The organism is Paenibacillus mobilis, assembly GCF_058267595.1.
In genome coordinates this window covers 152152-173249 of sequence record NZ_JBZCMS010000007.1, presented here as the reverse complement: position 1 = coordinate 173249, position 21098 = coordinate 152152, and the positions used below count along the sequence as shown (strand labels likewise).

Genomic DNA, 21098 nt, shown 5'->3' with positions numbered 1-21098 from the left:
TCTTAAGCGCCGCGCGAAGGAGTGCGGCGCTTAAGCTCTTTATACAGCCTTATTCCGGCGAGCAGTTCCCGGTAGGCCGAAACGGCTTCCGGCCCGGCATGCTCACGGTACTGCTCAAACAAAGCCGCGCAGCGGACGACGCCGGCGTCGTCGCCGCTTTGAATGCTCAGTGTCAAACTCTGGAGCAGATACGGGAACGCCGTGGCGTAACGCCGCTTCTTGAATTCATATACGGCCAGCTCGGCGAAGAAATGGACCGCCGTTTCCTCCTGGAGCTTGTTCCCGGCCTGTTTCTCTTGGCCAGCATTTGCGGCATAATTGTCGATTAAAGGATCAAAGCAGAATAAAAGCCCGTCGAGCTCATATTCATAACGGTTAGCGGCTTCGATCATCCGCAGGACAGGCGTCAGCCGATCCGTGGTTTTCTCGGCCAGGATGCAGTCCGCGTACAAAAGCAGCGCCTCCGAATCCCCGGCCATCATCCGGCAGGCCAGCGTTTCTTCGTATGCCCAATCTTCAAACTGCTCGAGCAGACCCGCCGAGGTTTCACCGTCCTCTTTCACCCAGCTTGCGTCCTTACATAAAGCCAAATAATCCATCGCCATCTCATATTGGCCCCGCTGCTCATAAACGGCCGCCCTCAGGCGGTAACTGTGCATAAGATAGCTGAACAACGGTTTGGAGGGGAGCCTTCGTTCCCGTTCAGCCGCCCTGGCTTCCGGTTTGGACAGCTTTTTCGCTTCTTTATGCAGCAGAGCATATTGCGCGGAGGCCTTCCGTTCCAACCGCTCGGCCAGTTGCTCTACCTTGCCCCACTGCTCCAGTGCGGCATAAGCCTCCGCCAAATCGAGCAGCGCTTCTACCTGATCGGCTTCGTCAAGCCGTTCCAGGTAACCTTCGAATTTCGCCGCCGCCCTCAGTAAAGCTCCTTTCTCCGCCGTACGCGCCGTACCCTCCCTGTCAATTTGAAAAAGCCGGTAACGGCATAAAGCGAGCCGCTCCGAATGCTGATATTTTTCGCTTTCCGAGACGTTCCGATACATCAGTCTGGCAGCCTCAAGTCGCCCTTCCGCCAAAAACTGCTCCGCCATTTCAAACAGCAGCGGACCGTAAGACAGATTCTCCAGCATCAGCCGGACCACCGGCTCCATGATCTCCGTTCTTCCAAGCTCGGCGCAGCGCCTCAGAAAAGGGGAAAACCGCCGCCAATCCGGAGCGGACCGGAGACACTCTGCGGCATAACGGTCGTAGAAATTCCCTTCGGGCAGTCCCATGGCAGCCGTAATCCGGTCCAGCTGACCGACGGACAAAGAACGGTGACCGTTCAGGATATTGCTGAGCGTGCCGGTATTAAGTCCGGTGAGTTCGGAGAACTGGGTGACCGACAACTTACGGGTTCTCAGATGATCTTCGATTGCTGCCTGAATCGTTTTTGCTGCCATCCCAGCCCCTCCAGTCCCGCGAGTTTTGTAGCTCCATCGTATTCACAATTAAAAAAATGGTCAAGAATTCTGCGGCGTCAAAAAAAGTCCCGCACAGTTCAACCTGCGGGACTTTCTGCAACCTGCTTAAACAAGCTTGGCAGGGTTCAGCCCTGCCGGCCTTTCACTTTTTCACAAGTACATCATATACATTTATACGTTAAACCGGAAATGCATCACGTCGCCGTCCTGAACTACGTAATCCTTGCCTTCCAGGCGAAGCTGTCCGCGCTCTTTAGCGGCGTTCATCGAACCTGCGGCTACAAGATCCTCATAAGATACGACTTCGGCGCGGATAAAACCGCGTTCGAAATCGCTGTGAATCACGCCGGCTGCGCCGGGCGCTTTGGTTCCCTTGCGGATGGTCCAGGCGCGAACCTCCTGCACCCCTGCCGTAAAGTAGGTGTACAAGCCAAGCAGGCTGTACGCCGCTTTGATCAGGCGGTTCAGGCCGGATTCCTGCAGGCCAAGCTCTTCCAGGAACATTGCTTTGTCTTCGCCTTCCAGCTCGGCGATTTCCGCTTCAACTTTGGCGCTGATCGGCACCACCGCGGCATTTTCCGCAGCCGCGAAATCGCGGACCTGCTGGACGTAAGGATTCGAATCGGCGGTGGCAACGCCGTCTTCACTGACATTCGCTGCGTACAGCACCGGCTTCATGGTCAATAGATGAAGATCGCGGATCAGAAGCTTTTCTTCGTCGGACAACTCCACGCTGCGCGCAGCCTGATCGTTGTACAGCGCTTCTTTCAGGCGTTCCAGCACTTCGACTTCCTGCGCGTACTGCTTGTTGCCGCCTTTCATGTTTTTCTTGGCGCGGTCAATCCGTTTGTCCACGCTCTCCAGGTCGGCCAAAATCAGCTCCAGGTTAATCGTCTGGATGTCGCTGACCGGGTTCACTTTCCCGTCGACGTGCGTAATGTTTTCATCTTCGAAGCAGCGGACCACGTGCACGATCGCGTCCACCTCGCGGATGTGGGCCAGAAACTTGTTGCCCAGGCCTTCGCCTTTGCTTGCCCCGCGTACCAGACCGGCGATATCGACAAATTCAAAAGCGGTAGGAACAGTTTTGTTCGGCACAACCAATTCCGTCAGTTTGTCCAGACGTTCGTCCGGAACTTCCACGACCCCTACGTTCGGATCGATCGTACAAAACGGATAGTTGGCCGATTCCGCCCCCGCTTGCGTAATTGCGTTAAACAGCGTGGACTTCCCTACGTTCGGCAGACCCACGATTCCTGCTTTCAAAGCCATTTATATGACAACTCCTCATAATAAGTAAGATGGATTCCGGTCTTCTCTAAACCTGCTTTCAAACAATCCTACTTATTATATATTAGATCAAATACGGGGGCAAGGCTGTAAACCCTGCGTATTGCTGGTGTAAAAAGAATCGCTGCCGCCCCGCTTAACGGGCGGATGGAATGCGCCCGTGCCCATTCGGTGCCCATAGCTTAGGGCAGCCGGACCAGCCGCTGCGTCTCCCGCAGCTCTTCGATCGAGCAGGCGCCGATGCCGAACATGGCCACGCGCAGCTCCAGCTCCGTGCGGGCGAGCCGTTCGTCCACCAGCGCCTCCGACGCCACGGCCGGGCCGAGCAGCGCCCGACCGAAACCGGCCAGGTCGGCACCCAGCGCGATCGCCTTCGCCGCGTCCAGGCCGCTCGTCAGGCCGCCGCTGGCGATGAGGGCCGCGCCCGGCAGCAGTCCGCGCACCTCGCGGACGCATTCCGCGGTCGGATTGCCCCAGCCGGCGAAGGTTTCCGCGGCCATGCGGCGGAGCCTGTCCGCGCTGCGGTATTTTTCCACCTGGCTCCAGGAGGTGCCGCCCGCACCCGCCACGTCGATAAACGCCACCCCGGCCGCATGGAGGCGCTGCGCGGTTTCGCCGTCGATGCCCCAGCCGACCTCCTTGACGCCGACGGGCACCTCGAGCTCCCGGCAAAGCTGCCCGATCCGCTTCAGCAAACCGCCGAAGGCCGTGTTCCCCTCCGGCTGGAACACCTCCTGCAGGCTGTTCAGATGCAGCACCAGCATGTCCGCCTGCGCAATCTCGACCGCCCGGCGCGCATCATCCGCACCGAAGCCATAGTTGAGCTGCACGGCGCCAAGATTGGCGATAACCGGAATACTCGGCGCAAACCGGCGCACGGCAAAGGTCGGCGCCAGCTCCGACCGCTCCACCGCGGCCCGCACCGAGCCGACGCCCATCGCCCAGCCCCGGCGTTCGGCGGCTTCGGCGAGCCGCTCGTTGATCGAGCCGCCCGCCGCGCTGCCGCCGGTCATGGAGCTGATCAGCAGCGGCGCTCGCAGCTTGCGGCCGAGGAACGCCGTCTCGAGCGAGATGGCGTCAAAATCAAGCTCCGGCAGGGCATTGTGCCGGAAGCGGTATTTTTCGAACCCGTTCGTCACTCCGGCTCCCTCCACGTCTTCCTCCAGGCAAATGCGGATGTGTTCCGTCTTCCGCCCCGAAATATCCGCCGAATCCGATGCTCCCAATAGGCCTATGGCTTTGGACAATCCCGCTTCGGCGGCATAATCCCGATCCTTGCGGACGCCGCTCCGTCCCCGCCGTTGTTGTCTGTTCCCGTACCGCTGCCGCTGCTTCACCTTATCTTCTTCCTTTCTTCCGCTTAACGTTCGCTGCCTGTCCGCCGGTCCAGTGCGTCCCGGCACAGGCTGTCATAGGGTAAACAGTAATCATTTTCGGCTCTGAATGCAAGGGCATTATAAGGACGCCAGCATCTGTTGCCGTTTCACGACTCCCGGTGAATATGCCGAATTAGAACCGATTTGCTTCAAAATTCCCGCTTCAAGGTATATTAATGGAACGGATTCCAAAAGCTTAGCCGGAGGAGGAGAGGGAGCATGAACAGCAGCAAGTATCCGAAGCAGCAGACGGAGCGGTTGGAGCAAGGGCCGGAGCAGAGAGCGGAACGGCAGTCAACAAAAACGCCCGCCCGGCGCAAACGCCTGACAGTTTTTTCCCTGGTCGGGCTTGTTATCCTTCTGATCCTGTGGCTGGCCGGCGTCATGATTTATCAGACTCACAAACCGCTTCCCAAGGGCTTGTCTTATGAGAGTCCCGAATACACCGTTTCGGACGTCCATTTTCTTTACGATCTGACTTACCCCGACGGACAAGGCGGGATCAGGCAGGAGCGGAGCATCGTGGACCGCATGTACGGCATGGTCGGCGAAGCCAAACAATATATCGTCCTGGACATGTTTCTGTTTAATGATTATGTACATAAAGGCGCCGTATTCCCCGATGTCAGCGGAGAACTGGTACGCAGACTTATCGAGCAGAAAAAGAAATATCCCGATCTTCAGGCCATTGTGATCACCGATGAAATCAATACCAATTACGGCTCGGCTCCGAATAAGCGGTTCGAGCAGCTGAAGCAGGCCGGCATCCGCGTCGCCGTTACGGATGTAAATCCGCTTCGCGATTCGACTCCGGCCTATTCGGCTTTCTGGCGAACCTTCATCCAGTGGTTCGGACAGTCCGGACATGGCTGGATTCCGAACCTGATGGCTTCGGACGGGCCGGATATCACCGCACGGTCTTATTTAAAATTGCTTAATGTAAAGGCCAACCACCGGAAAGTGCTGGTGACCGAAAACGGAGCTCTCGTTTCCTCCGGCAATGTCCATAATGCGAGCGCCTACCACTCCAATATCGCCTTTGAGGTGGACGGGGGCGTGCTTACCGAAAATATTTTGCAAACCGAGCAGTCCGTGCTCCGCTTCTCGGGCGGCGGCTCGCTTCCGGGCCTGAACACTTTTTCTTCGGGTTCGGAACAGCCGCCGGATGCTCCTGCCTCCGCCGCCGAATCGTCTTCCCGCTCCCCTGCCGCCCCTCCAAATCCGGACAACGTTCGCCTCCGTTATCTGACGGAAGGGAAAATCGACAGCCGGACCCTATCGCTCATCGAAGGTATGGGCCAAGGCGATACCCTGTGGATGGGCATGTTTTATCTGGGGGATCCCAAAGTCGTCAAAGCCCTCCTGAAGGCTTCAGGCCGGGGAGCGGAGATCAGGCTGCTGCTTGACCCGAATGAAAATGCGTTCGGCCGGGATAAGACAGGCATTCCGAACCGTCCGGCTGCGGAGAAGCTGATCACCGGTTCGGACGGGAAAATTCAGGTCAGGTGGTACAACACCACCAATGAGCAGTATCACTCCAAACTGGTGTACGCGGACAAACAGTCCGGGGACAGTCTCATTTTGGGCGGATCGGCTAACCTGACTCCTCGAATTTTGCGGGACTACAACCTGGAGAACGCACTTTGGATAGAAGGTCCGCAGACGAGCGGAATCGTCCGTTCGGTCGATCGGTATTTTCAAAGGCTCTGGAACAACGAAGGGGCCATTTACAGCTTGGAGTACAGCGCCTACCGGCAAAAAAACGTCTGGTTCAAAGAAATCCTATTTGACTTGCAAAATGCGCTTGGCTTCACTACTTTTTAAATAAAAATAACCCCTCCGGCCTGTGCCGGAGGGGTTTGTCGTTGTCGATTACAGCAGCGGAGACATCAGCCGGGCGGCTGATTCCATAAGCCGTACCACAATCTTTTTCTTCATAAAGGAGTTCAGTTCGATCAGGTGAGTGGACAGCAAATCGCGTTCGAAATCCGCCACCATTTTGTTCACGCTTTCCGTGCCGACGAGCAGCGCGTTCACCTCGAAGTTCAGATGGAAGCTGCGCATGTCCATGTTAGCCGTGCCGACCGTCGCGATCTTCCCGTCCGCGATCAGCAGCTTGGAGTGAAGGAAACCTTTTTCATATTCATAGATTTTGACCCCCGCCCCAAGCAGCGAAGGGAAATAAGAGTGGGAAGCCAGAAACGGCAGCCATTTATCCGGTTTGGCCGGGAAAAGGATCCGCACGTCGAGTCCGGCGAGAGCCGCCACCTGCAGCGCCGTCAAAATGTCGTCATCCGGGATAAAATACGGCGTGGCCAGCCAAACCGATTTCTCGGCGGACACGATCATGCTGAAGATAATATTTTTGAGCGAGTCGTTTTCATTATCCGGACCGTTGGGAATAATTTGTACCGCACCGCTGCAGTTGCGCTCCAGCTCCGGCGACAAATACTCCAGGCCCATCAGGGTTTGACCCGTCACATATTTCCAGTCCTGCAAAAAGACGATCTGCAGCGTCCGCACGGCTTCGCCTTTGACCAGCATATGGGTATCGCGCCAGAAACCGTAGGTTTTGCTGCGGCTCAAATATTCGTCTCCGACGTTCAGTCCGCCCATAAAGGCCGTTTTCCCGTCGATAACGACGATTTTCCGGTGGTTCCGGTAATTCACCCGGCTGGACAAAGCCAGAAACCGCACGGCGCCGAAAATGCCGATCTCAACGCCGGCGTCCCGCATCTCCTTCAAAAAGGACTTCGACAGGCCGATGCTCCCCACGGCATCATACATAAACCGGACCTCTACGCCTTCTTTCGCTTTCTCGATCAGCGTCTGCTGGATTTCCCTGCCGATATCGTCCGCACGGTAAATGTAATACTCCATATGGATATGATGGGTAGCTTTCTTAAGCTCCTGCAGGAGCGAGGAAAAGGTCTCCTCCCCGTTCGTCAGCACCCAGGTGCGGCTGGCCAGCGAAACCGGGGTCCGGGCCATTTTCTGCGAAAGGCGGAGCAGCTTCTGCTGGTCGTGAGAGAACCGGGTGTCCTCGCCTTTGATGACCAGCCCGTTGTGGTCGATCCGTTCGTAGGCCTCCTGGTCCTCCAGGGCTTTTTTGTCATATTTTTTTCTGCGGAAATAGTTTTGTCCGATCAGGAAATACAAGACCAGGCCGACGACAGGGAGCAGCGCAAGCACCAGAATCCAGGCCAGCGTGCTGGACGGGTTGCGGTTCTCCATAAAGATGGCCAGTCCGATCGTAATGACGGTAAGCGTTTGAAAAATACTGAGCAGCGTACCGCCGTATTTCCCGAAATAGTTGAATCCGAACAAGTAGAAAATAATTAATATGACCGTTATGAAAAATATCTGTATCCCTTTTCTCATCTCATTCCCCTTGGTCTGTCTGCTTTAAAAAATTGGCTTAAGGTTTGTCTTAGTCTATATTACACGAACAAACAAATTCTTCCTAACAAAATTCATCAAAGGATGTCAGGTTTTTCAAACGGTTGACATTACCAGGGTTCCGTGAAAGAATATACCTAACGATCGTTAGTTAGTTTTTTCTGGAGGAGGGATTCCAAATGAGCAGCGGAAAAATCAAACTGTTGGACGCTTCCCGCGACTGCTTTGCCGCCCATGGCTTCGACGGGGCCTCCCTGCGCGATATCGCCGAGCTTTGCGGCATCAAGAAGCCTTCGATTTACGCGCATTTTCAGGGCAAAGAGGATCTGTTCCTTCAGGTGCTGAAGCGCTCGGTCAAGCAGGCGCGGCGCAGCATCAGGAGACATTTCATTGAAAACCGCCAGCAACCGCTGGAGGAGCGTCTTAAAGGACTGCTGAATCTGCTGCTGGAGCAGTACCGCCATAACCAGGATATGAAATTCCTGCTTCGGACCTGCTATTTCCCGCCGCAATCCCTGCATCGCGAGGTGCTCGAGATCGGCTATCCTTTACTAGATGAAATGGAATCCGGGCTTGCCCGGATCTGCGGGGCGGATGAGGACCGTTTGGTCCGGATTCCTCCCGAACAGGCCGCCGCCGCTTACATGACGCTGGCCGACGGCGTCCTCGTGGATATGCTCTACGATTATCCCGAACGTTCGAGACGCAGGCTGGAGCTGTCATGGCCGGTTTATTGGCGCGGAATTCATCTGGAGCATCGTCCTTATCCTAAGCCTGATACAAACAAAGGAGTTTGAAGCATCATGAATCGCAATTGGTTGTATGTATGGATCGGAGGCCTGATTGAAGTCGTATGGGTTTCCGGTCTTAAATATGCCGATGTCTGGTGGGAATGGCTGGGAACCGGCCTTGCCCTCGCCTTCAGCTTCTATCTGATCCTGAAGGCGGCCAGACGTCTGCCGGTCGGGACGGTTTACGCCGTTTTTACCGGTCTCGGCACGGCGGGAACCGTCGCTGCCGAGATGCTCTTTTTCCATGAACCCGTAAATCCGCTCAAGATCACCTTAATCGGCGTCCTGCTGTGCGGCGTTATCGGGCTCAAGCTGATCACTGACCGGCAAGAGGAGGCGGAAAGCTGATGGCATGGATTGCTCTGGTATTTGCAGGAGGTTTTGAAGTTCTCGGATTTATCGGCATGAACATGGTGACCCGGCGGAGATCGTTTAAGTCCTTCCTTGTTTTATTCGGCGCTTTTGCCGGCAGCTTTTCACTGCTGACTTACGCCATGGGCTCGCTCCCGATGGGGACCGCCTACGCCGTTTGGACCGGCATCGGCACCGTGGGCAGCGCCCTGCTGGGCATGCTTTTGTACGGGGAATCGAAGACGTGGACCCGCCTGCTGTGCATTATCGTAATATTGGCTTCAGCGATAGGTTTAAAGCTCATTACATGAAATTTGTAATGGGCTTTTTTTTATACTATAATCACTTTGACTATTAAGTCATTTAAAGAACCGACAAGTCAGAGGGGAGTGCTCAAAGTCTTTGTCCGATAAATCGACGGATAAGAAACAGCTTATTCTAAAGACGGCTTTAAAGCTTTTTTCGGCCCAAGGCGCCCGCACTACCTCCATGCAGGATATTGCCGACGCTTGCGGCATTTCCAAAGGAAGCCTTTATCTCCATTTTAAGTCCAAAGAGGAGCTGGAGAGCGCCATTTACAGCTACTGCTTCAAAACGATCGAAGACCAGATGCTGCTGCTCGAACACGAGCAGGACTTGTCCCCGAGAGACAGGCTGTACAAGCAAATTCTCGTTCTGCTCCGGCAGATCGTCGAGCTCCGGGAATATTTCTGGACGCAGTTCATGGATTATTCGGGACGGGACAAACTGCCGGTTGAGCATGAATATAACCTAAAACTGCTGCTGCTGTTGAAGAGCAAAATGACGGAAATTTACGGGCCGGAAATCACGCCTTACGCAGGGGATATGCTGCTGATGATCAACGGCATGCTCGGTTCGTGCATCCAGCTCATGTTCCTGTTTCCCGTATTGCCTTTTTCCATTGAAAAAGTGGCTTCGCACCTGCTTGAACTGGTCGATAACACCGCTAATCTTTACATGAATAAAGGCGGCGATCCCTTGATCTCCCCGAAGGAGCTGGAGGTCTGGATCGGAAAAGGAATGTCGGCAATCCCCGAGATGCCCCGCCATCCCTTAATGGTCATTAAAGAGCTGCGGCAGGAACTGGCCGGACTAAAAGCTGAAACCCATGTACAGGCAGGCACGTATGAAACCTTATCCATACTGGAAGAGGAATTCCTTAGTCTAGAGCCCCGGAAGGCCATTTTAACCGGCATGCTTTATAATCTGGCCTATTTGGAAGACGAAGATACCGATTCGGTCCGAAACGGCTATCTGGAGCTGAAACAGCTTGTTCATTCGGCTTTAGGCCTGCCGGACACCTCCGAATAAGGGTATCCAGATCAAGGGCCTCATCCTGACAGCTTTGCAACCCAAGAGAAAAACAAGGAGTGAAGAAACCCGCTATGAAAGGCATTATCAATTTCTCGCTGAGAAACAAATTCGCGATCTGGTTCCTCACGATTATCGTGGTGGCCGGCGGTTTGTACAGCGGCTTGACCATGAAGCAGGAGACGATCCCCAATATCAACATCCCGTTTCTGACGGTCACCACCGTATATCCGGGCGCAGCCCCCGAAGGCGTGCAAAACGACGTCACCATCCCGCTGGAGCAGAAGCTGCGCAACCTGGAGGGCGTAAAAACCATTACGTCAAACTCCATGGAGAACGTTTCCTCCATTCAGGTCGAATATGACTACGGAGCAGACCTGGATAACGCCTCCGCCGCGCTGCGCGAAGCTCTTACGAGCGTTACGCTGCCGGACGAAGTCCAGAAACCGCAGATTTCCAGATTCAGTCTGAGCTCTCTGCCTGTCATCTCCCTGAGTTTGGCCTCCAACGGCGCCAATGACCTGGAGAAGCTGACGCGGCTGGCCGAAAATGACATTCAGCCGATGCTCGAGGATTTGGACGGCGTCGCTTCCGTACAGGTAGCGGGGCAGTATACCCAAAACGTGGAGCTTACTTATGATAAAGCCAAAATGGCTGAGCTTGGCCTGACGGAAGACTCCGTGAAGCAGATTATCCAGGCTTCCTCCGTCAGGGCGCCTCTGGGGCTGTTCGAATTGGACAAATCCCAGAAAGCCGTTGTGGTGGATGGAAATATTACGACCCTCGACGATTTGAAAAAGCTTGAAATCCCGCTTGTGCCTTCCGCAAGTGCCGATGCCGCAGCAGGCGCCGGAGCCGGAGCGGGCGCTTCAGGTCAGGCCGGGCTTGCGGCAGGATTGCCAACCGTCCGCCTCGATCAGATCGCCAAAATCGAAGTAACCGGCCAGGCCGAATCCGTTTCCCGCACAAACGGGAAAGAGTCGCTGGGCATTCAAATCGTTAAATCGAACGATGCCAACACGGTTGACGTCGTCAACGAAGTGAAAGATACCGTAAATCAATTGAAAAAGGATTACCCGGATCTCGATTTGACCGTTTTGCTGGACCAGGGCAAACCGATTGAGGATTCGGTGAATACGATGCTGTTCAAGGCCTTGTTCGGCGCCCTGTTCGCCGTGCTGATCATTCTGATCTTCCTGCGCAACGTCCGCTCGACGATCATCGCCATCATCTCTATTCCGCTGTCGCTGCTCATCGCCATTTTGGCGCTGCGCCAGATGAATATTACGCTGAATATGATGTCTCTCGGGGCCATGACCGTAGCCATCGGGCGGGTCGTGGACGACTCGATCGTCGTAATCGAAAATATTTACCGGCGCATGTCGCTGACCGGCGAGAAGCTGAAAGGACGCAAGCTGATCCTGGAAGCCACGCGGGAAATGTTCATTCCGATCTTCTCTTCGACAATCGTTACGATCGCGGTGTTCCTGCCGCTTGCTTTCGTCAGCGGCATGGTCGGCGAGCTGTTCATGCCGTTTGCGCTGACCATGGTGTTCGCGCTGCTGGCCTCCCTGCTCGTAGCGGTTACGCTTGTGCCGGCGCTGGCCCACTCCTTGTTCCGCAAGGGCCTCAAACAAACGCATAATCACGAAGAGAAACCGGGAGCCCTTGCAGGCGGGTACAAAAAGATTTTGCGCTGGTCCCTGTCCCATAAGCTGATCACCTTCGGCCTTGCCTTGATCCTGCTGATCGGAAGTTTGTTCCTGACGCCGTTTATCGGCAGCAGCTTCCTGCCGGACCAGGAAGACAAGTCCGTGATGATCACCTTCTCCCCTGAACCGGGAGATACGCTGGAAGAAGTGAAGGAACACGCTCTCGCGGCGGAAAAAATCCTTCTCGCCCAGCCGGATATCGAGAACATGCAGTATTCCGTCGGCGGCAGCAACCCGCTTAGCCCTGGGCCGTCCAAATCCGGCTTGTTCTTCGCCAACTATAAGAGCGACACCAAAAACTTTGATCAGGTCAAAGAAGATTTGATTGCCGAGCTTACGAAAAAAGTCCCTTACGGAACTTGGTCCGAGCTGAGCGGCGCTTCCGGCGGCGGCCTCGGCGGCAGCCAGCTGACCGTGCAGATTTTCGGGGACAGCGTAGATCAGATCAAACCTTTTGCTGACCAGGTGCTGAAGCTTGTACAAGACGATAAAACCAACTTCGAAAAAGCCGAATCCAGCTTGTCTACCGCTTACGATCAATATACGCTGCTTGCGGATCAAGCGAAGCTCAGTTCGCTGGGCCTGACAGCCGGACAGCTGGCCATGGCCTTGGCTCCGACAACCACCGAGCCTGTCCTCACGGACGTGGACATTGACGGCAAGCAATACGAAGTTCACGTCAAGACCGACAACAAAACGTACGGCAGCATTAACGATATTGAAAATGAAACGCTGACCTCGCCTCTGGGCGTGCAGGTGCCGATTAAAGACGTAGCCCAAGTCGTGAAAGGGACGTCTCCGGACTCCATTTCCAGCATCGACGGCAAAACCGTGGTTCAAGTCACGGCCAATATCCTTGCTGCCGATGTCAGCGGCGTTTCAAAAAATTTGCAGACCAAAGTCGATGATTTATCCAAACCGGACGGCGTAACCGTCAAGTTTGGCGGGGTAACCGAACAAATCAACGATACGTTCACCCAGCTCGGCCTCGCGATGGCCGCTGCGATTGCGATCGTCTATTTCGTACTCGTCGTCACCTTCCATGGTGCGCTTGCGCCGTTTGCGATCCTGTTCTCCCTGCCGTTTACGGTAATCGGCGCACTCGTGGCGCTGTTGATTTCAGGCGATACCCTCAACGTATCCTCCCTGATGGGGGCGCTGATGCTGATCGGTATCGTCGTAACAAACGCGATCGTACTGATCGACCGCGTCATTCACAAAGAACGCGAAGGATTGTCGACGCGCGAAGCCCTGCTTGAAGCCGGAGCTACACGTCTTCGTCCGATCCTGATGACGGCCATCGCCACGATCGGCGCTTTGCTGCCGCTCGTGTTTGGCTGGGAAAACAGCGCCGGCGTCATCTCCAAAGGTCTGGGCGTTACCGTTATCGGCGGCCTTATCAGCTCCACGCTGCTGACCTTGGTCATCGTGCCGGTAGTTTACGAGTTCCTGGCCAAGTTCCGCCGGAACAGCCTGGCCGAGCAGGAGGATTAACAGCCGGGCCTGTCCGGCTTCGATTCCTTCCTTCGTTAATGCTTATAGCAAAAAAGGGAAGCCCAAAGCTTAACCGCTTTGGCGCTTCCCTTTTTTTATTTTAACGCGAGTCCGATTTGTCTCTTCGTTCCGCCGCTAGCCTGAGCGCTTCGGCGTAATCCTCCGGCCGGTTCATATTAAACATGGCCAGACCCGCTTCGCTGCCGCGCCGGCCCGGCAAATCCGCAACATGGACCGTTCTCACATTCAAACGGCCGAGCCAGTCCATCACCCGGCGTTCGCCGTGCTGAAGGCAGTATTCCAGCTGGGGCCGTGCGCTCCGCCGATAGGCGGCGACCAGCGGCTGCAGCCGTCCGTCATGAACCGGAACTACCGCGTCGACGGTTTCATCCGACTGCTCGGCCTCATCCATAAGTGAGGCGAATAACAGCCGGCTGGCAAAGGGATGGTCGCAGGAGCATACCAGATTCCATTTTTGCTCAGAATAAGCTAGAGCGGCATGAATGCCGGCTAACGGCCCTGCTCCTTCAAACCTGTCTGGTAGAACAGGAAGGCCCGTAAAGGCATACAGTTCCTGGTGCATGGAGGAAATGACAATCTGTCCGCACACTGGAGACATCGCTTCAATAATCGCGCTGATGACGGACCTGCCTTCCACCTGCAGAAGCGCTTTGTTTTGGCCCATCCGTGAGGATTGGCCTCCTGCCAGAATAACTCCGAGCCTGTTCATTCTTTCACCCCGTTGTTTCTCTATAATGCACTTTATATAGAAAAAAATGGTTTGTAACAACCGAAAAGCCATGATACATTTATGCAAACGCCTCCTTTACCGTGAAAAAGGCGTTGTTTCTACCTATAAAGAAAGGACTGGCGCAGATTGGTGCAAAAAGATTCCGGAAGAAACGCCTCGCATTCCTTGCATCTGCTAAACTTTTTCACCTATGGGATCGCTTCGATCTTTACGTCCTATCTCCAGCTCTATTACCTGTCCGCAGGAATGGACAAGCTCCAGATCGGGGAACTCCTTGCCGCCGGCCCGCTTGTGTCCGTCGCGGCCTATCCTTTCTGGAATTACTGGCGCAGTAAGCAGCTTAGCACCCGGAACGCCCTTGTTCTGCTGCTTTTGGGGATCTTATTGTCCGTTCAACTGCTGCTGTGGGTAGGGACCTACCGCTACATTGCATGGGGCAGCCTGGTCTTGTTTTTCTTCCTGTCTCCGTTATTGACTATGAATCATACTTTTACACTTGAAAATATGGATGAATCTTCGTCCCAGCTTAAAAGGCATTACCCGAAAAATCGCTTATGGGCCTCCCTGGGCTGGGCGATTATTCCGGTTTCGTTCAGTTTCACCTTCAACGACGGCGTGTTTCACCGACTGCCTATCACCATTGTGGTTACCCTGCTTGCGGCTGCAGCCATCGTATGCTGCTTGTCATTCCCTTCCCTGCGGAAACCGGATCCGACTCCGCCGCTAACCGGAAGGGAAGTGACCGGAGTGCTTCTGAACAAATACTTTGTGGCTTTTCTGCTGCTCGGCATGCTGGTCACCATTCCTTTTTCCGTGAATCAGCTCTTTATGCCGCTGTTTATGACCGATCTGGGCGGGAGTGTTTTTGATGTCACTCTGGCCGTTTTTATCTCTTTTATCTTCGAAGCTTTTGTGTTTTATTTGCTAACCAAATCGGTTAAACGGAAAATGTCGCGCCTGCTGCTGCTGCTCGCCCTGACCGCCCTGCTTTCGGCTTTGCGCTGGAATCTGATGGCGAGCGCCACGCTTCCGGTGCACGTCATTTTGATCGGGCTGCTGAACGCCGCGACGCTGGGCGGATTTTATTTTGTCGGCACCCGGCTTACGTCGCTGTTCCTGCCTAAGCCTTTCCGGTCGGCGGGACAAACCCTGTATGTCCTCTGCTGGAGCGGCATTTCGACCGTCCTGGCCGGACTGGTGGGCGGCTGGCTGTTTCAAAACTTCGGCTCCGTCGTTTTATACAAAACGCTCGTCTCCATGAGCCTGTGCGGCTCCATCGGCCTCGGACTGCTTTGGGCTTATATCCATCGCAACGGTTATGCACCGAACAAATTTTATTCCTGAACGGTCCGGTTGATCCGGGCTCCTTCCATCAAACGGCCCGGTTTCGGGCCGCTTTTTTATATCCGGCTGTGCTCTTAATCTAGCTCTTATTCTCATAAAAAACATGCCGGGCGGATATTTTACCGCCGCTGATTTCGAGCAGGCCAAACGAATACAGCTTCTCCCGCCGTTTGTCCGTGGCGGAACCGGGATTAAACAACAGCACCCCGTTCACCATCTCCAGATAAGGCTGATGGGAGTGTCCAAAGAGAATGCACGATACCGCCTCTCCTTCAAAGGCCCTGAAGGCCTTTTGAGGGGTGGTCAGCCTCAAGGAATACGGTTCGTGGCCGTGGACCAGTCCGATATGGACGCCATCCAGGGTGATTACTTTTTTCTCGCCAAAGCGGTTAAGGATTTCATACCCGTCATTATTTCCGGTGATTCCGTTCACGGGTGCCAAGCGGGCCAGCTCGTCGTAAACCTCCAGGGTCATCCAATCGCCCAGATGGAGAATGTAATCCACCGTTTTAAATTCCTCGATCAGCCTGGAGGGCAATTTGACTTTTCCCTCACGCTGGTGCGTATCCGAAACCACGCCAATTTTCATCACAGTTCCTCCTTTGAGTTTGGAATTAAAAAAACGCGGGTTTATATCCACCCGCGTTTTAAAACCAACTGTTGCGCTGCTCCCGTCAGACCCGGTGGGCAATCCGGTAAAGCGGCACTCCGGAAGGGGACGTTTCCCCGGTAGCGGCAAGCTCCCAAGGCACAGTCACCAGCCGGCTCAGTTCACGGACGGCATCGTCCGGAAGGGGGACCTTTTCCGCCGATTCTCCCCCGTCCTGATAATCCTGCCCGACCATAAGACCCCACTTGATCTCCAGCAGCGTCCTTACACCGCCGATCGTGGCATAATTGATCCGGTAACCTTCCTTTAAAGCAGCCAGCAGCATATCCGGCTGGCTCTTCGCATAGTCGATCCAGCCCTCCCAGGTTCCACGGCCTTCAGGCAAATCCGGGAGCTCCTGCCATTTTTGCTGCTCTACTATAGAAATCAGTTCTTCGGTCGTCCGGCCAAGCGCTTTGGCCAGCTCCGTCTTGATTCCAACCGGTTGAGGCAATCGAATCTCCAACTTCTGCATTTCACTCCATCCCCCTTATCTGTTATCTCTGTCGTGATTATTGTTTAGGAAGCTGAAAGGAGCTCTTCAGCGAGACGATCCGGTTAAATACCGGGGCCCCCGGCCGGGAAACTTTAGGATCCACGTTGAAATAGCCATGGCGGAAAAATTGGAACTTATCGTGCGGCTTCGCTTCCGCCAGTTCAGGCTCCACAAAACCTTTGACGATTTGCAGCGAATCGGGGTTCACTTGATCCAGAAAGGTTTTAGCTTCCACCTTCGCCGTTTCTTCCCCGTCCAGCTCTTCTTCTTCGTCCGCGGAGGAAATCAGCGGCTCGTACAAGCGGAATTCGGCCGGAACGGCGCTTCCGGCATCCACCCAGTGGATGGTGCCTTTTACTTTTCGGCCGGTAAAGCCGGTGCCGCTTTTCGTTTCCGGATCGTACGTGCAGTGAATCTCGGTTACGTTGCCTTCCTCATCCTTGATCACATCGTTGCATTTGATGAAATAAGCGTGCTTCAAGCGAACTTCGTTGCCCGGGAACAACCGGAAATATTTGCTCGGCGGGTTCTCCATGAAGTCTTCGCGCTCAATGTAGATTTCGCGGGAGAACGGAATTTGGCGGTTGCCCATCTCCGGATTTTCAGAGTTGTTTTCGGCTTCCAGCATTTCCGTTTGACCCTCCGGATAGTTGGTGATAACCACCTTCAGCGGATCCAGCACGGCCATGGTGCGCGGAGCTTTCATTTTCAAATCCTCACGGATAAAATGCTCCAGCATCGCCAGATCGACCGTACCTTGCGCTTTGGATATTCCCGCTTCGAAGACAAAGTTCTTGATAGCTTCCGGCGTATAACCTCTGCGGCGCAGCCCCGAAATTGTAGGCATCCGAGGATCGTCCCAGCCGTCCACGTACCCTTCGTCCACGAGCAGCTTCAGCTTCCGTTTGGAGGTCACCATCGATTCCACGTTCAGCCGGCCGAATTCGTATTGATGCGGCTCTGCCGACATTTCGGTCTCAGCGATTACCCAATCATAGAAGGGACGTTGGTCTTCAAATTCGATCGTACACAAGGAGTGCGTCACGCCTTCGATGGCATCTTCCAGCGGGTGAGCGAAAGCATACATCGGATAAATGCACCAGGTATCTCCCGTGTTATGGTGCGAAGCATGGGAAATCCGGTAGATTACCGGATCCCTCAGATTGATGTTCGGGGAGGCCATGTCGATTTTGGCGCGCAGCACCTTTTCCCCGTTTTTAAATTCCCCCGCTCTCATGCGCGTGAACAAGTCGAGATTTTCTTCGACCGAACGGTCGCGGAACGGGCTATTTTTGCCCGGCTCCGTCAGCGTACCGCGGGTTTCGCGGATTTGGTCGGCAGTTTGATCATCCACATAGGCTTTGCCTTTTTTGATCAGCAGCACGGCGCGGTTATACATCTCTTCAAAATAATCGGAGGCATAATGCAGCTCCTCCCATTCGAATCCGAGCCATTTCACGTCTTCCTTGATGGAATTAACGTATTCCACGTCTTCTTTCAGCGGGTTGGTGTCGTCAAACCGGAGGTTTGTCCGTCCGCCGAACTCGTCCGCAAGCGTGAAATTGACCCAGATCGCTTTGGCATGGCCGATATGCAGATAGCCGTTCGGCTCAGGCGGAAAACGGGTAACAACTTTATTTACTTTGCCTGTCTTCAGGTCTTCCGTAATAATATTTTTAATGAAATTTGGAGGCGTTGTGCCGTGTGTCACGCGAATCAACCTTTCTGTCCGAATAAGATCCGTTTCGTTTATATAAATATACCGATATCCGGCCAAGAGTTCAATGCCCCGGGCCTTTGACGGCCCTGTCCGAACGCCTTAGCGAGGCCTCCCCAAAAAAAGCGGGCAGCACAGCTTCCTCCTCCGGAAGATCCCCATGCTGCCGTTTGTACTGCAGGTTCATGACTGCACCTGTTACCTGACTATTCGGATATACCTACAGGGCGTCCATAACCCCTCCGTCAATCACCTGAATCGTACCGGTGATATACGTATTGGCGCCGGAAAGCAGAAAAACGACCGCTTTCGCAAATTCCTCCGGCGTCCCGTAACGACCGAGCGGAATTTGTTCCTGTTCCCTCCTGGCCCACTCTTCTTCAGGAATGCCGCTCCGGTCCGCGCGTTTCCGGTTCAGCTGCAGAATCCGGTCGGTTTCTATTTTTCCCGGTGCAACCGTATTAATCAATATCCCGTAAGGCGCCAGCTCTTTGGATAACGTTTTGGTCATGCCGAGCACGCCCATCCTCATCGTGTTGGATAAAATCAGCCCCGGAATCGGCTGCTTGATCGAACTCGAGGTCAGGTTGGCGATCCGGCCGCCCGCAGGCTTCATCAGCGGCAGGGCCGTGCGGATAAGGCGGACGTAGCTCAGCAGATTCAGTTGGAAAGCCTGCAGCCAGGCTTCATCGTCCAGCTCCTCAAAGGAGGCCGGAGGCGGGCCGCCCGCATTGTTGACCAGCACGTCCAGCCGGCCGCCGAAAGCTTCCGACGTACGGGTAATTAACCGGTCGATATCGGCTTTATCCGTCACGTCGGCCGTGCAAAATTCCACCCGGCTGCCCGTGCCCAGCCCGCTCAGCTCCTTCTGCACCTCGAGCAGCTTTTCTTCGCTGCGGCTTGTCAGCATAACGTCCGCGCCTTCCAGCACCAGCTGCTTGGCGATGGCTTTGCCAAGGCCGCGGCTGGAGGCGACGACGAGCGCTTTTTTTCCGCGTAATCCAAGATCCATTCCGTGCCTCTCCCTTCATTCTTAAGTTCCATTTGACTAGGCAACCCGCCTTAAGAAACCGGACACCACATCAAAATATCGTCTACAAACCTGCCGTCCAGCCAAAACTCCTCCGTCAGCACGCCTTGTACGCGGAATCCGCAGCGCTCATAGAAAGCCATAGCCGAAGTGTTGGTGCTCAGCACGCGCAGGGAGATTTTCCTTACGCCGTCTTCCTTGGCTTTCTGCTTCAACGCTTCGATCAGCTTTTGACCGATGCCGCGTTTCTGGTAATCCGGATGGATCGCGATATCCATTTCATAAACATGCCGGTTGCTCTCCAAACCCGTTGGGTGGTGGAAACCGAGGTACCCGACCGCTTTTTCGCCGATATATGCTACAAGCTGGCTGCCCGGCGGGCACTGCCGCAAATACTGCTCTTTCGTTTTTCTAACTTTCGGACCCGGCGTAATCACCGGAGACCACACCCGCTCATCAATGTCTATCAGATCCCCGGCATCCCTAAGCTCGGACAACCGGATTCCTATTTCCTCTGACACTTTTCTTCGCCTCCAAAACCTTCTGATCTTCTAAATCTTTACCTTATCGCCCGTTCTTCAGCCCGGCTCATATAACGCCTTTTTGTCCCGGTTTATGGCCGCATGAACGGCAAAACCCGCGATCGACAGCACGGCAATCAGCACCGCAAGCCAGGCCACAGGCGTGAGTCCGTCCCAGTCATACAAAACGCCCATCGCATAAGGGCCGATTACCCGTCCCGCAAACCCCATCCCGCCAACGAATCCAAGGTAAAAAGGGGCCGTCCTTCCGGTATGCTCCGAAATGAACGCAGGAATGGCCGGCGAAATCAGCATTTCGCCAAGCGTGGCCAACACCATCGCAAACGCCATGGCCGAATAGCTGTGGAACGCCAGTATGCAGACATAAGCCAGCAGGTAGAAAAAACCGCTCGCCAGCATCTGGCGCTGCGGCGTTCCGGCGCAAAAGCGGCGAATCCACGAAACAAGCGGCTGAGCCGCAAAGATCAATATCCCGTTTAACGTCCACAAAATGCTGTATCTCCACTCCGGCATCCCCATCGAAATCGTATAGGGCGATACGCCGTTGTTCCAAATGCTGTTGGCCAGCCATAGAAACAGCGAGCCCATCCCCATAAACAAATAAATCCGGTAATCCGAAAGCAGTTCAAGCGGGCGGTGACCACCGGTCGATTTTCGGCGTTTTCCGACCTTGAGATCGCCCTGTTCATGCTCTACCCGGGATAAATACACCAGGAAGAAAAAAGCAAACACCAGGGAAGTAACCCCGTTGGCCATAAAGCTCAAATTATAGGAAATCCTAGCAAGCACGCCACTCAAAGCAGTCCCCAGGGCCACCCCGATATTATTCGCCACATAAACGACGTTAAACAGCTCGGCTCTTTGCTCCGTAAAGCGGAAGCCGATAAACGCCTGAATGGCCGGCATGGACATCGCGTTGGTAAAGCCGATAATCAGCATAAGAACCATAAATAAATACCAGTTTGACGCTGCCCCGTAAGGCAAAATAAGCAGGCCCGCCGCGTTAAAAACAAGCGATCCCACGATCAGGCGTTTCACGCCGACCCGGTGATACAGCGCACCCCCGAGAATCTGTCCCGCAATGCCGCCGATATTCTGCACCAGAATAACAAGCCCCGCATCCGTCATGCTCCGGCCCAGTTCCTTGAAGATAAACATCGTAATCAGCGGCCACATCAGCGAGCCGCCGGCCGAATTAATCAGGCTTGCCACCAGGAAGACTTTGACTTCCCGCGGATAATTCTGCAACCATTTCATCTGCATAAAGCTCCTATATTCTCGTTGTAATCGTTATAGCTGGTTCCGGATTCCAATGTCATCCAGCTTTCAGTATGGCGCAAATATCCTGCAGCGGCAAGCAA

At 54.6% G+C, this 21098-nt stretch carries 18 protein-coding genes; 7 read left to right on the top strand and 11 right to left on the bottom strand.

The genetic code is table 11. The features are described from left to right. Window positions 1–2 precede the first annotated feature (2 nt). From AC3ZPD_RS14740 to fni, 3 genes are all read right to left on the bottom strand, one after another. Window positions 3–1442 (bottom strand): helix-turn-helix domain-containing protein, encoded by a 1440-nt coding sequence (locus tag AC3ZPD_RS14740; protein WP_490985034.1) that lies wholly within the window; start codon window positions 1440–1442, stop codon window positions 3–5. 192 nt (window positions 1443–1634) lie between these two features. Then, entirely contained in the window at window positions 1635–2735 is a 1101-nt protein-coding gene (ychF, locus tag AC3ZPD_RS14735; protein ID WP_490985033.1) for a redox-regulated ATPase YchF, read from the bottom strand. Window positions 2736–2935: 200 nt separating this feature from the next. Next, complete coding sequence (gene fni / locus AC3ZPD_RS14730) at window positions 2936–4000, bottom strand: type 2 isopentenyl-diphosphate Delta-isomerase (protein WP_490985170.1); 1065 nt, start codon at window positions 3998–4000, stop codon at window positions 2936–2938. Window positions 4001–4348: 348 nt separating this feature from the next. On the opposite strand from fni, the gene AC3ZPD_RS14725 reads away from it, so the two are divergent. Beyond that, entirely contained in the window at window positions 4349–5953 is a 1605-nt protein-coding gene (locus AC3ZPD_RS14725; RefSeq protein ID WP_490985032.1) for a phospholipase D family protein, read from the top strand. 48 nt (window positions 5954–6001) lie between these two features. Here AC3ZPD_RS14725 and cls read toward each other — a convergent pair whose 3' ends face one another. Beyond that, window positions 6002–7510: a cardiolipin synthase gene (cls, locus tag AC3ZPD_RS14720; RefSeq protein WP_490985031.1), complete on the bottom strand. Its 1509-nt coding sequence runs from the start codon at window positions 7508–7510 to the stop codon at window positions 6002–6004. A gap of 197 nt (window positions 7511–7707) precedes the next feature. Between cls and AC3ZPD_RS14715 the strand changes: the two genes are divergently transcribed. The 5 genes from AC3ZPD_RS14715 to AC3ZPD_RS14695 all read left to right on the top strand — a co-directional run bounded on the left by AC3ZPD_RS14715 (window position 7708) and on the right by AC3ZPD_RS14695 (window position 13208). Continuing rightward, a complete protein-coding gene (locus AC3ZPD_RS14715) occupies window positions 7708–8325 on the top strand; it encodes a TetR/AcrR family transcriptional regulator (protein ID WP_490985030.1) in 618 nt (205 codons plus the stop codon). A gap of 6 nt (window positions 8326–8331) precedes the next feature. Further along, window positions 8332–8667 carry a DMT family transporter gene (locus tag AC3ZPD_RS14710; protein WP_490985029.1) on the top strand — a complete coding sequence of 112 codons (336 nt, stop codon included), beginning with the start codon at window positions 8332–8334 and terminating at the stop codon, window positions 8665–8667. Beyond that, window positions 8667–8981: a DMT family transporter gene (locus AC3ZPD_RS14705; RefSeq protein WP_490985028.1), complete on the top strand. Its 315-nt coding sequence runs from the start codon at window positions 8667–8669 to the stop codon at window positions 8979–8981. Before AC3ZPD_RS14710 ends, AC3ZPD_RS14705 begins: the two co-directional genes overlap by 1 nt. 91 nt (window positions 8982–9072) lie before the next feature. Beyond that, window positions 9073–10002: a TetR/AcrR family transcriptional regulator gene (locus AC3ZPD_RS14700; protein ID WP_490985027.1), complete on the top strand. Its 930-nt coding sequence runs from the start codon at window positions 9073–9075 to the stop codon at window positions 10000–10002. 74 nt (window positions 10003–10076) lie between these two features. Continuing rightward, window positions 10077–13208, top strand: a complete 3132-nt coding sequence (locus AC3ZPD_RS14695; RefSeq protein WP_490985169.1) for an efflux RND transporter permease subunit — start codon at window positions 10077–10079, stop codon at window positions 13206–13208. A gap of 100 nt (window positions 13209–13308) precedes the next feature. Here AC3ZPD_RS14695 and mobA read toward each other — a convergent pair whose 3' ends face one another. Further along, complete coding sequence (gene mobA, locus AC3ZPD_RS14690; RefSeq protein ID WP_490985026.1) at window positions 13309–13938, bottom strand: molybdenum cofactor guanylyltransferase; 630 nt, start codon at window positions 13936–13938, stop codon at window positions 13309–13311. Between the two features lie 150 nt (window positions 13939–14088). Here mobA and AC3ZPD_RS14685 point away from each other — a divergent pair, with 150 nt between their 5' ends. Further along, window positions 14089–15303 (top strand): MFS transporter, encoded by a 1215-nt coding sequence (locus AC3ZPD_RS14685; protein ID WP_490985168.1) that lies wholly within the window; start codon window positions 14089–14091, stop codon window positions 15301–15303. A gap of 79 nt (window positions 15304–15382) precedes the next feature. Here the strand turns inward: AC3ZPD_RS14685 and AC3ZPD_RS14680 are convergent, their stop codons facing one another. The 6 genes from AC3ZPD_RS14680 to AC3ZPD_RS14655 form a co-directional block, all read right to left on the bottom strand. Then, window positions 15383–15892, bottom strand: a complete 510-nt coding sequence (locus tag AC3ZPD_RS14680) for a metallophosphoesterase family protein (RefSeq protein WP_490985025.1) — start codon at window positions 15890–15892, stop codon at window positions 15383–15385. 85 nt (window positions 15893–15977) lie between these two features. Next, window positions 15978–16427, bottom strand: a complete 450-nt coding sequence (locus AC3ZPD_RS14675) for a hypothetical protein (protein WP_490985024.1) — start codon at window positions 16425–16427, stop codon at window positions 15978–15980. 37 nt (window positions 16428–16464) lie between these two features. Continuing rightward, entirely contained in the window at window positions 16465–18159 is a 1695-nt protein-coding gene (locus tag AC3ZPD_RS14670) for a glutamine--tRNA ligase/YqeY domain fusion protein (RefSeq protein WP_490985023.1), read from the bottom strand. A gap of 226 nt (window positions 18160–18385) precedes the next feature. Continuing rightward, on the bottom strand, window positions 18386–19177 hold the full coding sequence (locus AC3ZPD_RS14665; protein WP_490985022.1) for an SDR family oxidoreductase: 792 nt from the start codon (window positions 19175–19177) through the stop codon (window positions 18386–18388). 50 nt (window positions 19178–19227) lie between these two features. Further along, window positions 19228–19716 (bottom strand): GNAT family N-acetyltransferase, encoded by a 489-nt coding sequence (locus tag AC3ZPD_RS14660; RefSeq protein WP_490985021.1) that lies wholly within the window; start codon window positions 19714–19716, stop codon window positions 19228–19230. Between the two features lie 57 nt (window positions 19717–19773). Then, entirely contained in the window at window positions 19774–20994 is a 1221-nt protein-coding gene (locus tag AC3ZPD_RS14655; RefSeq protein ID WP_490985020.1) for an MFS transporter, read from the bottom strand. Window positions 20995–21098 lie beyond the last annotated feature (104 nt).

Excerpts from the sequence above, each read along its gene's own strand:
- AC3ZPD_RS14740 (WP_490985034.1), bottom strand. The coding sequence starts at position 1,442 with ATGGCAGCAAAAACGATTCAGGCAGCAATCGAAGATCATCTGAGAACC.
- ychF (WP_490985033.1), bottom strand. The coding sequence starts at position 2,735 with ATGGCTTTGAAAGCAGGAATCGTGGGTCTGCCGAACGTAGGGAAGTCC.
- AC3ZPD_RS14725 (WP_490985032.1), top strand. The coding sequence starts at position 4,349 with ATGAACAGCAGCAAGTATCCGAAGCAGCAGACGGAGCGGTTGGAGCAA.
- cls (WP_490985031.1), bottom strand. The coding sequence starts at position 7,510 with ATGAGAAAAGGGATACAGATATTTTTCATAACGGTCATATTAATTATT.
- AC3ZPD_RS14715 (WP_490985030.1), top strand. The coding sequence starts at position 7,708 with ATGAGCAGCGGAAAAATCAAACTGTTGGACGCTTCCCGCGACTGCTTT.
- AC3ZPD_RS14710 (WP_490985029.1), top strand. The coding sequence starts at position 8,332 with ATGAATCGCAATTGGTTGTATGTATGGATCGGAGGCCTGATTGAAGTC.
- AC3ZPD_RS14705 (WP_490985028.1), top strand. The coding sequence starts at position 8,667 with ATGGCATGGATTGCTCTGGTATTTGCAGGAGGTTTTGAAGTTCTCGGA.
- AC3ZPD_RS14695 (WP_490985169.1), top strand. The coding sequence starts at position 10,077 with ATGAAAGGCATTATCAATTTCTCGCTGAGAAACAAATTCGCGATCTGG.
- mobA (WP_490985026.1), bottom strand. The coding sequence starts at position 13,938 with ATGAACAGGCTCGGAGTTATTCTGGCAGGAGGCCAATCCTCACGGATG.
- AC3ZPD_RS14680 (WP_490985025.1), bottom strand. The coding sequence starts at position 15,892 with ATGAAAATTGGCGTGGTTTCGGATACGCACCAGCGTGAGGGAAAAGTC.
- AC3ZPD_RS14675 (WP_490985024.1), bottom strand. The coding sequence starts at position 16,427 with ATGCAGAAGTTGGAGATTCGATTGCCTCAACCGGTTGGAATCAAGACG.
- AC3ZPD_RS14665 (WP_490985022.1), bottom strand. The coding sequence starts at position 19,177 with ATGGATCTTGGATTACGCGGAAAAAAAGCGCTCGTCGTCGCCTCCAGC.
- AC3ZPD_RS14655 (WP_490985020.1), bottom strand. The coding sequence starts at position 20,994 with ATGAAATGGTTGCAGAATTATCCGCGGGAAGTCAAAGTCTTCCTGGTG.